Origin of the sequence: Massilia cavernae (assembly GCF_003590855.1) — a bacterium.
Lineage (GTDB): Bacteria > Pseudomonadota > Gammaproteobacteria > Burkholderiales > Burkholderiaceae_D > Telluria_A > Telluria_A cavernae.
On sequence record NZ_QYUP01000074.1, the window covers coordinates 16,691 to 29,647 of the forward strand.

Here is a 12,957-nt window from a genome sequence, read left to right on the forward strand (position 1 = left end):
GACCACCACCGAGGAGACCTGAATGACCGCACCGAATCCCGCCATCCCCACCGTGCCGCTGCTGATCAACGGCGAATGGGTTGAATCGACCAGCAAAGTCTGGCGCAACGTGATCAACCCGGCGACGCAGGAAGTGCTGGCGCGGGTGCCGTTTGCCACGAAGGAGGAGGTGGCGCAAGCGGTGTCCGCCGCCCAACGCGCTTTCAAGACCTGGCGCAAGACCCCGATCGGCGCACGTGCGCGCATCTTCCTGAAGCTGCAGCAACTGATCCGCGAGAACATGGCCGACCTGGCCGCCACCCTGACCGCCGAGCAAGGCAAGACCCTGGTCGATGCCGAAGGCGACGTGTTCCGCGGCCTGGAAGTGGTCGAGCATGCGGCCAACATCGGCACGCTGCAAATGGGCGAGTTCGCCCAGAACGTGGCCGGCGGCGTCGATACCTACAGCGTGCTGCAGCCTCTGGGCGTGTGCGCCGGCATCACCCCTTTCAATTTCCCTGCGATGATTCCGCTGTGGATGTTCCCGATGGCTATCGCATGCGGCAACACCTTCGTGCTCAAGCCGTCGGAGCAGGATCCGCTGGTGACGGAGAAGCTGGTGCGGCTGGCCTTGCAGGCGGGCGTGCCGGCCGGTGTGCTGAACGTCGTGCACGGCGGCGAGGATGTGGTCAACGCGCTGTGCGACCATCCGGACATCAAGGCCATTTCCTTCGTCGGTTCGACCAGGGTCGGCACCCATGTTTACCAGCGCGCCACGCTGTCCGGCAAGCGCGCGCAGTGCATGATGGGCGCGAAGAATCACGCGGTGGTGCTGCCGGATGCGAACAAGGAACAGGCGCTGAACCAGCTGCTTGGCGCAGGGTTCGGCGCGGCCGGCCAGCGCTGCATGGCGGCGTCGGTGGCGGTGCTGGTGGGCGAAGCGCAGGCCTGGCTGCCCGAGCTGGTGCAGAAAGCGCGCCAGCTGTCGGTCGGCGCCGGCAAGGACAATCCCGATCTTGGTCCGCTGGTGTCGTGTGCGGCACGCGAGCGCGTGCTGGCGATGGTGGAGCAGGGTGTGGAAGAGGGCGCCACGCTGGCGCTGGACGGGCGCAGCATCGAGGTGGACGGCTACCCGGACGGTAACTTCGTCGGGCCGACCATCCTGTCGGACGTCAAGCCCGGCATGGCCGTCTATGACGAAGAGATCTTTGGCCCGGTGCTGGTGGTAGTGAATGCCGCCACGCTGGACGAGGCGATCGCCCTGGTCAACGCTAACCCTAACGGTAACGGCACCGCACTGTTCACCCAGAGCGGCGCGGCGGCGCGCAAGTTCCAGGAAGATATCGATGTCGGCCAAGTCGGCATCAATGTGCCGATCCCGGTGCCGGTGCCGCTGTTCAGCTTCACCGGCTCGCGCGGCTCCAAGCTGGGCGACCTGGGACCGTTCGGCAAGCAGGTGGTGCTGTTCTACACGCAAACCCAAACCATCACCCAGCGCTGGTTTGCCGACGCCGCATCGGTCGGCCAGGTCAACACCACCATCAACCTCAAATAACGCGATGGAATTCAATCTCAACGACGAGCAGCGCGAATTCCAGCTGGCCGCGCGCGCCTTCGCGCAGGGCGAACTGGCGCCCCACGCGGCGCGTTGGGATGCCGACGCCCACTTCAGCCGCGATACCGTTGCCAGGGCCGGGGAGATGGGCTTCTGCGGCCTGTACACGCCGCAGCGCTGGGGCGGCCTGGGCCTGTCGCGGCTGGATGCGTCCATCGTGTTCGAGGAACTGGCGGCGGGCTGCACCTCGACCACGGCCTACCTGACTATCCACAATATGGCGACGTGGATGGTGTCGTGCTGGGGCGGCGAAGAGCTGTGCCGTGAATGGGTGCCGGACTTGGCCAGCGGTGCCAGGCTGGCCAGCTATTGCCTGACCGAGCCGCAGGCCGGGTCCGATGCCGCAGCCTTGCGCACGCGGGCGGTGGCGGACGGCGGCCATTACGTCATCGACGGCGGCAAGGCCTTCATATCCGGCGGCAGCCGTACCGACCTGCTGGTGGTGATGGCGCGCACGGGCGATGCGGGCGCCGGCGGCATCTCGGCGTTCGCCGTACCGGCCGACTCGCCCGGCGTCAGCTTCGGCAAGCAGGAAGAAAAGATGGGCTGGAACAGCCAGCCGACCTGCGCCATCAATTTCGACGCCGTGCGGGTGCCGCGGCATCACCGCCTCGGCGAAGAAGGGCAGGGCTTCGCCATGGCGATGAAGGGACTGGACGGCGGCCGCATCAACATCGCCACCTGTTCGATCGGCACCGCACAAGCGGCGTTGAACCGGGCGCAGGCCTACCTGAAGGAACGCGTCCAGTTCGGCCGCGAGCTGGCGCAGTTCCAGGCGCTGCAGTTCAAGCTGGCCGACATGCTGACCGAACTGGTTGCGGCGCGCCAGATGGTGCGGCTGGCGGCCTGGAAGCTGGATACGGAAAGCGCCGACGCCAGTGCGTACTGCGCGATGGCCAAGCGCTTCGCCACCGACGCAGGCTTCAATGTCGCCAACGACGCCTTGCAGCTGCACGGCGGCTACGGCTACATCCGCGAGTACCCGCTGGAACGCTACGTGCGCGACACGCGGGTGCATCAAATCCTCGAAGGTACCAATGAAATCATGCGCCTCATCATCGCCAGGGCTATCCTGCGTGACGGCGCCACGGAGACTCTCACATGAAGAATACATATACCAACCTGTCGGTCGAACGCCACCAGCACACGGTGCAGGTCACGCTGCAGAATCCGCCCGCGCACACCTGGACCGAAGACAGCCTGGCCGCGTTGACCATGCTGGTGAACGACCTGCAGCAGGAACGCGACGTCTACGCGCTGGTGATCACCGGCGACGGCGCCAAGTTCTTTTCCGCCGGCGCCGACCTGAAACTGTTCGCCGACGGCGACAAGGCCACCGCGCGCCGCATGGCGCAGCGCTTCGGCGAAGCGTTCGAGGCACTGGCGGCCTTCCGCGGCGTGACCATCGCTGCCATCAACGGCTATGCGATGGGCGGCGGCCTGGAATGTGCGCTGGCCTGCGATATCCGCATCGCCGAGGAGCACGCGCAGATGGCCTTGCCGGAAGCCTCGGTCGGCTTGCTGCCGTGCGCCGGCGGCACCCAGAACCTGGCGCGCCTGGTGGGCGAAGGCTGGGCCAAGCGCATGATCCTGTGCGGCGAGCGGATCGGCGCTGAGAAGGCGCTGGCCATCGGGCTGGTCGAGGAAGTCGTGCCGAGCGGGCAGGGCTTGGCAGCGGCGCTGGCGCTGGCCGCAAAAGTAGCGCGCCAGAGTCCGAGCAGCGTCGCTGCCTGCAAAACGCTGATCCAGGCAGGCCGCACGCTGCCCACCCAGCACAACCTGCCGCTGGAACGGGAGCGCTTTGTCAGCCTGTTCGATACGGAAGACCAGAAGGAGGGCGTGCAAGCTTTCCTGGGCAAGCGTGAAGCGAGCTGGCGAAATGAGTGAAATGCATCCTACCGATACCCTGGCCGCCCCGGTGCGGCTGGAAGAGCGCGCGGCCGGTGGCGGCATGCGCGTGGCGGTCGCCACGCTGGATGCACCGAAGTCGCTGCATGCGCTGACGCTGGACATGATACGGCTTCTCGACGGCGCCTTGCAGCGCTGGGCGCTTGACCCGGCGGTTGCCTGCGTGGTGCTGCAGTCGAGCACCGACAAGGCCTTCTGCGCAGGCGGCGATGTGCGCGGCCTGCGCGACGCCATCCTGGCGGAGCCAGGCGTGGTACCGAATCCGGCGGCGCAAGCCTTCTTCAGCGAGGAATACAGGCTCGATCACCGCATCCACACGTATCCCAAGCCGGTGCTGGTGTGGGGCGGCGGCATCGTGATGGGCGGTGGCCTGGGCCTGATGGCGGGCGCCAGCCATCGCGTGGCCACGGAAACCACACGCATCGCCATGCCGGAGATCTCCATCGGGTTGTTCCCGGATGTGGGAGGCAGCTGGTTCCTGCCGCGCATGCCCGGCCGAGCCGGCATCTTTCTAGGCCTGACCGGCGCGCCGCTCAATGCCGGCGACGCCTTGTTCACCGGGCTGGCCGACTACTTCATCCTGCAGCAGGATCGCAGCAGCGTCGTCGACGCGCTGTGCGAGGCCGACTGGCAGGATGTGGCCGATCCGCGGCTGTCGATGGACCGCGTGCTGCGCAGCTTTGCCGCGCCGGCGGCAGCGTTGCCGGAGTCTGAAGTGCGGTCGCATTTCGACGAGATCCAGTCGCTGACGGCATCGCGTGCGCTGGACGAGGTGGTGGCGGCGATCCGCGGCTATAACGGCGATGCGCCTTGGCTGCAGCGCGCGGCGCGGACGCTGGCAGGAGGCTCGCCCTTGTCCGCCGCGCTGGCCTGGGACCTGCAGCGGCGTGCCCGCCACCTGGGCCTGGCCGATGTGTTCCGGCTGGAACTGACCGTGGCATTGCGCTGCTGCGCGCATCCCGATTTTTCGGAGGGCGTGCGGGCGCTGCTGGTCGACAAGGACAACGCACCGCGCTGGCAGCCTTTGGCCCCTGGCGCCGTTGCACAATGCTTCGTTCCACCCTGGTCCGGGCATCCGCTGGCCGACCTGCACTGATTGCGCACGCTGACAAATAACATGGAGACTCGCATGCAACACATCGCCTTTATCGGACTTGGAAACATGGGCGCGCCGATGGCGCACAACCTGCTGCGCGCAGGCTACCGGCTGTCGGTGTACGACCTGTCGGCAGCCGCGATGGATGCGCTGGCCACCGCCGGCGCGCACAGGGCGGCAACCGCGGCGGACGCAGTGCGCGAAGCGGACATCGTCATCTCGATGCTGCCGGCGAATGAACACGTGCGCGATCTGTACCTCGGTGCGGGCCGCGTGCTGGAGTGCGCGCCGCTGCACGCGCTGCTGATCGACTGCAGCACCATCGCCGCCGACGTCGCCAAGGAAGTGTCGGACGCCGCGGCGGCGCGCGGTTTCGCCATGCTCGATGCGCCGGTGTCGGGCGGCACCGCCGGCGCGGCCGCAGGCACGCTGACCTTCATTGTTGGCGGCGACGACGCGGCGCTCGACCGTGCCCGCGCTGTGCTGGGCGCGATGGGCAAGAATATCTTCCATGCCGGCGCGGCGGGGGCCGGCCAGGTGACCAAGATCTGCAACAACATGCTGCTGGGCGTGCTGATGGCCGGCACGGCGGAAGCCTTGAATCTCGGCGTCGCACACGGCCTCGATCCGAAAGTGCTGTCCGATATCATGGCCAAGAGTTCCGGTCGCAACTGGGCGCTGGAGCTGTACAACCCATGGCCCGGCGTGATGGAAACGGCGCCGGCGTCGCGCGGCTACAGCGGTGGCTTCGGATCCGCGCTGATGCTCAAGGACCTGGGATTGGCCGAGCAGGCCGCACTGGGCGCACATGCCGCCACGCCGATGGGCAGCCTGGCGCGGCAGCTGTACCAGCTGCACCAGCAAGGCGGCCACGGACAGCTGGACTTTTCCAGCATCCTGCAGCTGTTCCAGGCGCCTTCGCGCTAGCCGTCAACCCTGGTGCAGCAAGGGATAGCGGTCGGCCTGGCGGGCAAGCTCGATAAACGATTGCACGTAGTCGATGGTGTAGTCCGCTTCCCGCACGCCGAGGTAGATGTGCTTCTGGATGCCCGACCGCCCCAGCCGCAAGGTACGCAGCTGCAAATGGGGCGCGTAGTCTGTCACCAGCCATTTCGGCAGCGCCGTCACGCCACGGCCGCTGGCCACCATCTGCAGCATGATGTCGGTGGTTTCGATGGTCTTGTGCTTGCGCGGAGCACAGCCGGCCGGTAACAGGAACATGCTGTAGATGTCGAGCCGCTGGATCGGAACCGGATAGGTGATCAGCGTCTCCTCGCTGAGTTGCTGGGGCGTGACTTCGTCCTGGCCCGCCAGGCGGTGGTCCTTGTGCACCACCAGCACTTGCTCGTAGTCGAACACGGGCTCGAAACGCAGCCCCGGCTTGAACAAGGGGTCGGGCGTGACCAGCAGGTCGATCTCGTAGCCGAACAGCGCGCCGATGCCGCCGAACTGGAATTTCTGCTTCACGTCCACGTCGACCAGCGGCCAGGACGCGAGGTACGAGGACACGATCTTCAACAGCCATTGGTAGCAGGGATGGCACTCCATGCCGATCCGCAGCGTCCCGCGTTCACCCTGGGCGAACTGGCGCAGCTTGTCCTCCGCCAGCGACAACTGGGGCAGCAGCCGCTGCGCCACCGCGTGCAGGAACTGGCCGGCCTGCGTCAGGCGCAGGTTGCGGCCTTCGCGCAGCCAGATGTCCGTGCCTAATTGCTGTTCCAGCTTCTTCATGCTGTGGCTGAGTGCCGATTGCGTGACGTGCAGGACCTCGGCCGCGGCGGTCAGGGAACCGAGCCGTTCGACTTCGACAATGATAGCCAGGTGAATGCGTTCTAACATGATATATGAATGAAAATCATGAATGCGTGAGAAAAGACCATTTTACTTCATTGATTGTCATCTCTACCATGGCCTGATCGAACAACTTCAGGAACTATCCATGACCACTATCCACAACCTCGGCTTTCCCCGCATCGGCGCCAAACGCGAACTGAAGTTCGCGCTGGAATCGTACTGGAAGGGCGAATCCTCGCGCGAAGCATTGAAGGGCCTCGGCGCCGAACTGCGCAAGCGTCATTGGGACAACCAGGCCGGCCTCGATCTCGTACCGGTGGGCGATTTTTCGTTCTATGACCAGGTGCTGGACATGAGCTTCATGCTCGGCAACCTTCCGGAGCGCGTGAGCGGCTTCCACGGCGACGTGCTCGACAACTATTTCCGCGTGGCGCGCGGGCGTTCGGCGCAGTCCGCCGAAGAACACCACGGTTGCTGCGGTGGCGTGGCGGCCGGCGAGATGACCAAGTGGTTCGACACCAACTACCACTACATCGTGCCGGAATTTACGGCGGCGACTACCTTCAAGCTGGATGCGTCGCGCCTGCTGGAGCAACTGGCGGAAGCGAAACAGCACGGCGTGAAAGCCAAGCCGGTGATCGTAGGGCCGGTGACCTACCTGGCGCTGGGCAAGGCCAAGGACAACTCCAACAAGCTGGCGCTGCTTCCGGACCTGCTGGTGGCCTACTCGCAACTGCTGGACACGCTGGCGGCGGAGGGCGTCGAATGGGTACAGGTCGACGAGCCGATTCTCGTGACCGAACTCGACCTGGACTGGCAGCACGCTTTCAACCTCGCATACCATCAGCTGAAGGCCTGCCGCATCAAGCTGCTGGTCGCGACCTACTTTGGCCAGCTTCAGGACAACCGCTACCTCGCCGTCAACCTGCCGGTGGCAGGCCTGCATGTCGATGTCGCCAGTAGCGGCGACGACATCCTTCCGCTGTTGAACCTGATCCCGGAGCACAAGGTACTGTCGCTCGGCGTAATCAATGGCCGCAACATCTGGAAGACCGACCTGAACGCGCTGCTGAATTGGCTGGAACCGCTGGCCGAGCGCCTGGGCGACCGTTTGTGGCTGGCGCCGTCGTGCTCCTTGCTGCACGTGCCGGTGGACCTGGACAGCGAACAGACGCTCGATGCCGACGTCAAATCCTGGCTTGCCTTCGCGCTGCAAAAGCTGGACGAACTGAAAGTGCTGGCGCAGGCACTGCGCGGCGGACGCGATTCGGTGAAGGAGGCGCTGGCCGCCAACCAGGCCGCGCTGGCCGCGCGCCGTGCATCGCCGCGCGTGACGAACCTCGCCGTACAAGCCGCCATTGCAGGGATTGACGCCAGCATGGGAACGCGCAAGAGCAGCTACGGCAAGCGAGCCGGCGAACAGGCGGTGCTGCTGAAGCTGCCTGCGTATCCGACCACGACGATCGGCTCCTTCCCGCAAACGGCGGAGATTCGCCAGGCCCGCAGCGCGTTCAAGGGCGGCACACTAGACGATGCTGGCTACAGGTCTGCCATGCAGGCGGAAATCGCCCGCAGCGTGCGTGAGCAGGAAGCGCTGGGACTGGACGTGCTGGTGCACGGCGAAGCCGAACGTAACGACATGGTCGAATACTTTGGCGAACAGCTGGAAGGCTATGCCTTCAGCCAGTTCGGCTGGGTGCAGTCGTACGGCTCGCGCTGCGTGAAACCGCCTATCCTGTTCGGCGACATCAGCCGTCCAAAGGCGATGACTGTGGAGTGGATCAGCTATGCGCAATCGCTGACGAGCAAGCCGATGAAGGGCATGCTGACGGGGCCGGTGACGATCCTGAACTGGTCGTTCGTGCGCGATGACCAGCCTCGCTCGGCGTCGTGCAAGCAGCTGGCGCTGGCGATTCGCGACGAGGTGCTGGATCTGGAAAAGGCTGGCGTGCGCGTTATCCAGATCGATGAAGCGGCGCTGCGTGAAGGTCTGCCGCTGCGCAAGGCGCAGTGGCAGGAGTACCTGGATTGGGCGGTTGAATCGTTCCGCATCACGGCCAACGGCGTGGACGACGCGACACAGATCCACACCCACATGTGCTATTCGGAGTTCAACGACATCATTGCTTCGATCGCCGACATGGACGCCGACGTGATCACCATCGAGACGTCACGCTCGGATATGGAATTGCTGGATGCCTTCGATGATTTCAACTATCCGAACGAGATTGGGCCGGGCGTCTACGATATCCACTCGCCGAACATCCCGACGCAGGAGCATATCGTGCAGTTGATGAAGAAGGCGGCTGAGCGCATTCCGCCAGCGCGCTTGTGGGTGAATCCGGATTGCGGGCTGAAGACCCGGCAGTGGGGGGAGGTGCTTCCGGCGCTGACGAATATGGTGGCTGCCGCAAAGGTTCTGCGCCAAGCTGCTTAATGGCTAGTCTTACCCGGCGGTCAGTCGCGGGCGAGCCTCCATCGGATCCCGGGAGCCTCCTGGATTCTTTTCGTGTGCGTCCGGAAGGGCGCACTCACTTGGAGGTGCAAATCCTCTAAGGAAATGCACCAACTGCTCGACGCAGTGTACGCGGCCCGGCCATTCGGCAACGATGATTACCGTTGACTCAGCCATGCCGCCTCCGTGTGTTCGGTCACGATGTGCATTCCCGCGGTCACCGGCGTCGAACATGCCCGCAGCCGCTGGCCCTGAGCGGTCCATACCCAGCAATCCTGGCAGGCGCCCATCAGGCAGAACCCGGCGCGTATAGCGTCGTCAAATTCGGAACTGCGCAAGCTGCGCGATGAGCCCAGCATTGCGACCAACAGGGTATCGCCTTCTAGCGCTACAGCGGCGCAGCCGTCGATGGAAAAATGCACCGTGGCGCGCGCGCTTTCGGCCAAGCGGACAAAGCGTGAATTCATGCGATTTCCTGAGAGTGAAGTGAGTCATGCTGGCCAAGGAACGGGCGCAGGCCCGAGGTGCTGGACGGCTAGGTGATCGGCATCCGCGCGGCCGCCCCACGCGCGTGGATACCGTCCGGCCACACCTGGCAAAGGTCGGGCACGAGGTTACCCGCGGCAGCGGCCGGGCTTGCTTGTACTGGGAACGCTGCATATCGATCCTCGCGAAAAAATCAGGTCCTGAGCCAGACCTGCTCGGCGCACGCATAGCCCATGAAGGCACCAATCGGATGCGATGTGACGCCCCCGACCCTGGTGCTGTAGCCTTCCAGGTTGGTGATGAAGACAGGGATGCCGATCCCGCACTTCTGATGGACCAGCACCTGCATGTCAGCGTACATTTGGCGGCGCTTGGCCTCGTCGGTCTCGGCGCGAGCCAGCACCAGCAGCTGGTCGAACTGCGGGTTGTTCCATCCCGATCCGTTCCACGGCGCGTCCGACTTGAAGAACAGTGTGAACAGCAGGTCCGGAGTTGGACGCGGATTCACATTGCCGAAGCCGATCGGCGACTTCATCCAGTGATTCGACCAGTAGCCATCGGCCGAGACACGCTTGATGCGCAGGTTCAGGCCAGCCTTCATGGCCGACTGTTGCAGCAACATGGCCATGTCGACCGAGCCGGCCGCCGCCACCGAGGCCACGACCGGTAGCGTCATGCCGAGGGCACCGGCCTTGCGCAGGTGGAAGCGGGCGCGTTCCGGGTCGTAAGGCCGCTGCGGCAGGCCGGCGAAATAGAAGCGGTTGCTCGGCGCAATAGGCTGGTCGTTGCCGATGACTGCGTAGCCGCGGAAGGCGGCGCGCTTGATCTGCTCGCGGTCGATCAAGTATTTCATGCCGAGCGTGAAGTCCGGATTGCGGGCGATGCCGATGTTCTGCCGAATTACCAGGTCGGTGTACAAGCCGGACTGGGACTCCAGCACCGCATACCCGGGCTCGCCCCTGATCCGTTTGGTCGAGCGGGGGTTGACTTCGTTAATCCAGTCGACGTCGCCCGACAGCAGCGCGTTGACGCGCGCAGATTCGTCCGGGATGCCGAACAGGGATACCTCGTCGAGGTAGGGCAGGCCCGGCTTCCAGTAATTACGATTCCGTACAGCCCTGGTGCGCACCCCGGGCGTAAATTCGGCGCACTTGAACGGGCCGGTGCCATTGGCAGTGGTAAAGCGGGTGGTTCCGTTCTTGACGATTGCGAAGTGGGACACCGCCAACATGACCGCCAGGTCGGCGTTTGCGCCCCTGAGCCGGATTTCCACTTCGAGTGGGCCGGTCGCCCTGACCGACTCGAATTGTTGGGCAACTGCCCTGACGATCAAGCCGAGCGCCGGGTCGTTGTGGCGCTTCAGCGAGTAGACCACATCGGCGGAGTCTAGCGTTTTCCCGCCGTGGAACTGGACACCCTTGCGCAGCTTGACGTTCCAGACGATCGCGTCGTCCGTGCTGAACTGTTCAGCCAGGGCAAGTTGCGGCGCCATCTTCGCGTCGAGCACGGTCAGTCCGTTATAGAACAGATTGGCGCGCAGGTAGTCGGTCGAGAGTGCGCCGCGCGCAGGATCGAGCGTATCGGCGGTCGAGCTGGACTGGGTTGCAACGGTCAGGCGGCCGCCTTTGCGCGGCTGCTGCGCCCATGCATCCGGCAGCGCCAGCGCGCCGGCGCCGGCGGCCAGGGTGCGCAGCAGGCCGCGCCGCAACAGGCCGCCCCGCTGCAGTGCCGGTCCTGGGGCCCCAGGTGGAAAATGCGAATCGATCATCGGTCCATCCTTTGCATGTGCGGGGGGCTGCGCCTGATCCGCGTTTGTTATGGCCATTACGTCATAGTGGTGCGACGCTAGTGTTTTCGTGTGCATCGCCACCAGCGTTTCAGAAATAACGTATCCAGGCCTGTGTCGAGCGCCGCTTGTAGGCGGAGAAGGAACGGCATGGCAGGTATAGCAGCGGCATCAGCGCGAGCGACATCAGCCACACCAGCCAATAATGGTCCACGCCGAAACGGCTACCGTGGTTTGCCCCGAGTAGCGATACCAACACGTTCTGTATCGCCAATAACAGGTACAGGTGCACCAGATAAAAGAACATGGGTACACTGCCGAACGTTGCGCAAACCCGCGTAAACCAGTTACCGATGGCTTCCAGTCTGGTCATGACGAGCATTCCGATTCCCAGCGTCATCAGCACGAAATCGAGCGACGGCGGGTATTTGGTGAAATTCACGAACGACATCACGGTTTGTAATGCATTCTCGCCACGCACCCAAGGCAGCTCTTCGCCATAAATATTGAAGCCGCGCAGCACGCCCAGCGCAGCGAGCGCGCCAATTCCCAGCATGGTCATCAGCTGCTTGCGGCGCGCCTGGGCCATCGTGCGGGCGTACAGCGGACCGGCCGCGTAGCCCAGCAAGATCACGCCTATCCATGGGAGGAGTGGATAGGTGACCTTGACCTGGAAGGTACCCTCGGTCAACAGCACGCCCCGGTGCAGCAGCAGTGTCCACGCCGAATACGCGGCGGTGCCGGGCTCGAATTGGATCCACGCCAGCGCATTGTGGCCGCAGACGATCAACAGCCCCACCGTCAACAGCACTTTCATGGGGAGGCGATGCATCAAGCCCAGCGTGATCATCGCCAGGCCGGTAATCCAGATAACCTGCAGGTATAGCGCTGGCGGAGGGAGACCGGACCAGGCGGAATTTACAAATATCAGCTCCAGGAACACGAGCAGCAGGCCTCGCTTGACAAGGAATCCGGTGGCGTCGCGCGGCCCGGCTGCCGGGTGGGCGTATAGCCAGGCGGACAGGCCGCTCAGGAAGACAAACATCGGCGCGCAAAAATGTGCCGCAATGCGCGTGAAGAACAACATCGGCTCGGTGGCCGTTGCCGACAACGGGTCGGTCAGCGGTACATGCAGGTAGATCGCTTCGCGCACATGGTCAAAAAGCATGATCAACATGATCAATCCGCGCATCACGTCGATTGCGGCGATGCGCGCGTGCACGGACGCCGTCGTCGGGGCCAGGCTCGGGCCGGCGCGGCCGGCCAAGTGGCTGCCCGCTGGTGATTCGAAGTGCTCATCGGGACTCCTGTAGCGGTAGTGTTGGCAATAACCGGTGGGCCATTGGTGGCTTCACCCCTTAAAAAATCAAGCCGACTGATATTCCCGTCCGAAACGAACGACGGTGACGCCGGGGCGTACCTGGCGCAGGGATGGCATCACCAGCACGCAGTTGGCATAGGGAGTATGTACCGGTACGCCTTGGTCCCAACCGATCAGGCTGCCCGCCTCGGCAAATTTTTCGAGCCCCGTGTACTTGCCGGCGAAGCGGAAATCTGGTCCGCTGGCCACCACCGGCGCCGTTACTTCAATCACCATTTGCTGTTGCGGCAAGGGCTGTAGCCAACCGTTCGGCACCTGGTCGGCATCGATGGCGTCACACAAGAGCAGGAAGCGCATGCAGTAATCCCTGGCCACAGCCAGCGCGCCGTACTCCCAGTGTTGGCCGGTTTCGATCAGCAGCGCTTTCTTTGGACTGGCCGGATCGCCGAAGCCGCCGTAGTCACGCAGCCGGCAGCCCTCCGGATGGCCTGCGTCGCTGATGATATGCGTCGGTGTG

Annotated in this window: 10 protein-coding genes and 1 pseudogene; 6 read left to right on the forward strand and 5 right to left on the reverse strand. The window is 64.4% G+C overall.

The genetic code is table 11. From position 1 onward, the window contains the following. Positions 1 to 22 precede the first annotated feature (22 nt). From D3872_RS07570 to mmsB, 5 genes are read left to right on the forward strand one after another with little or no spacing between them, the layout of a single operon-like run. A complete protein-coding gene (locus D3872_RS07570) occupies positions 23 to 1,534 on the forward strand; it encodes a CoA-acylating methylmalonate-semialdehyde dehydrogenase (RefSeq protein ID WP_119810206.1) in 1,512 nt (503 codons plus the stop codon). A gap of 4 nt (positions 1,535 to 1,538) precedes the next feature. Further along, positions 1,539 to 2,699, forward strand: coding sequence for an acyl-CoA dehydrogenase family protein (locus D3872_RS07575; RefSeq protein WP_119810207.1), 1,161 nt, complete (start codon positions 1,539 to 1,541; stop codon positions 2,697 to 2,699). After that, positions 2,696 to 3,481: an enoyl-CoA hydratase gene (locus tag D3872_RS07580; RefSeq protein ID WP_119810208.1), complete on the forward strand. Its 786-nt coding sequence runs from the start codon at positions 2,696 to 2,698 to the stop codon at positions 3,479 to 3,481. Before D3872_RS07575 ends, D3872_RS07580 begins: the two co-directional genes overlap by 4 nt. A 1-nt stretch (position 3,482) precedes the next feature. Beyond that, positions 3,483 to 4,598 carry an enoyl-CoA hydratase/isomerase family protein gene (locus D3872_RS07585; protein WP_220476900.1) on the forward strand — a complete coding sequence of 372 codons (1,116 nt, stop codon included), beginning with the start codon at positions 3,483 to 3,485 and terminating at the stop codon, positions 4,596 to 4,598. Between the two features lie 33 nt (positions 4,599 to 4,631). After that, positions 4,632 to 5,525 (forward strand): 3-hydroxyisobutyrate dehydrogenase, encoded by an 894-nt coding sequence (mmsB, locus tag D3872_RS07590; RefSeq protein ID WP_119810210.1) that lies wholly within the window; start codon positions 4,632 to 4,634, stop codon positions 5,523 to 5,525. 3 nt (positions 5,526 to 5,528) lie between these two features. On the opposite strand, the gene D3872_RS07595 is transcribed toward mmsB, so the two are convergent. After that, positions 5,529 to 6,437, reverse strand: a complete 909-nt coding sequence (locus D3872_RS07595) for a LysR family transcriptional regulator (protein WP_119810211.1) — start codon at positions 6,435 to 6,437, stop codon at positions 5,529 to 5,531. Between the two features lie 100 nt (positions 6,438 to 6,537). Here D3872_RS07595 and metE point away from each other — a divergent pair, with 100 nt between their 5' ends. Further along, positions 6,538 to 8,829: a 5-methyltetrahydropteroyltriglutamate--homocysteine S-methyltransferase gene (metE, locus tag D3872_RS07600; protein WP_119810212.1), complete on the forward strand. Its 2,292-nt coding sequence runs from the start codon at positions 6,538 to 6,540 to the stop codon at positions 8,827 to 8,829. A 176-nt stretch (positions 8,830 to 9,005) separates the two neighbouring features. Here the strand turns inward: metE and D3872_RS07605 are convergent, their stop codons facing one another. From D3872_RS07605 to D3872_RS25615, 4 genes and pseudogenes are all read right to left on the reverse strand, one after another. After that, entirely contained in the window at positions 9,006 to 9,314 is a 309-nt protein-coding gene (locus D3872_RS07605; RefSeq protein ID WP_119810213.1) for a (2Fe-2S)-binding protein, read from the reverse strand. 212 nt (positions 9,315 to 9,526) lie between these two features. Further along, a complete protein-coding gene (locus tag D3872_RS07610) occupies positions 9,527 to 11,101 on the reverse strand; it encodes an ABC transporter substrate-binding protein (protein ID WP_182915720.1) in 1,575 nt (524 codons plus the stop codon). A 109-nt stretch (positions 11,102 to 11,210) separates the two neighbouring features. After that, positions 11,211 to 12,386 (reverse strand): acetyltransferase domain-containing protein, encoded by a 1,176-nt coding sequence (locus D3872_RS07615; protein ID WP_229459216.1) that lies wholly within the window; start codon positions 12,384 to 12,386, stop codon positions 11,211 to 11,213. 99 nt (positions 12,387 to 12,485) lie between these two features. Then, positions 12,486 to 12,957, reverse strand: a pseudogene (locus D3872_RS25615) (succinylglutamate desuccinylase); the annotation flags it as partial.

Bases quoted from the DNA above. Each gene is read 5' to 3' on its own strand.
- D3872_RS07570 (WP_119810206.1), top strand. From the start codon at position 23: ATGACCGCACCGAATCCCGCCATCCCCACCGTGCCGCTGCTGATCAAC.
- D3872_RS07575 (WP_119810207.1), top strand. From the start codon at position 1,539: ATGGAATTCAATCTCAACGACGAGCAGCGCGAATTCCAGCTGGCCGCG.
- D3872_RS07580 (WP_119810208.1), top strand. From the start codon at position 2,696: ATGAAGAATACATATACCAACCTGTCGGTCGAACGCCACCAGCACACG.
- D3872_RS07585 (WP_220476900.1), top strand. From the start codon at position 3,483: ATGCATCCTACCGATACCCTGGCCGCCCCGGTGCGGCTGGAAGAGCGC.
- mmsB (WP_119810210.1), top strand. From the start codon at position 4,632: ATGCAACACATCGCCTTTATCGGACTTGGAAACATGGGCGCGCCGATG.
- D3872_RS07595 (WP_119810211.1), bottom strand. From the start codon at position 6,437: ATGTTAGAACGCATTCACCTGGCTATCATTGTCGAAGTCGAACGGCTC.
- metE (WP_119810212.1), top strand. From the start codon at position 6,538: ATGACCACTATCCACAACCTCGGCTTTCCCCGCATCGGCGCCAAACGC.
- D3872_RS07605 (WP_119810213.1), bottom strand. From the start codon at position 9,314: ATGAATTCACGCTTTGTCCGCTTGGCCGAAAGCGCGCGCGCCACGGTG.
- D3872_RS07610 (WP_182915720.1), bottom strand. From the start codon at position 11,101: ATGATCGATTCGCATTTTCCACCTGGGGCCCCAGGACCGGCACTGCAG.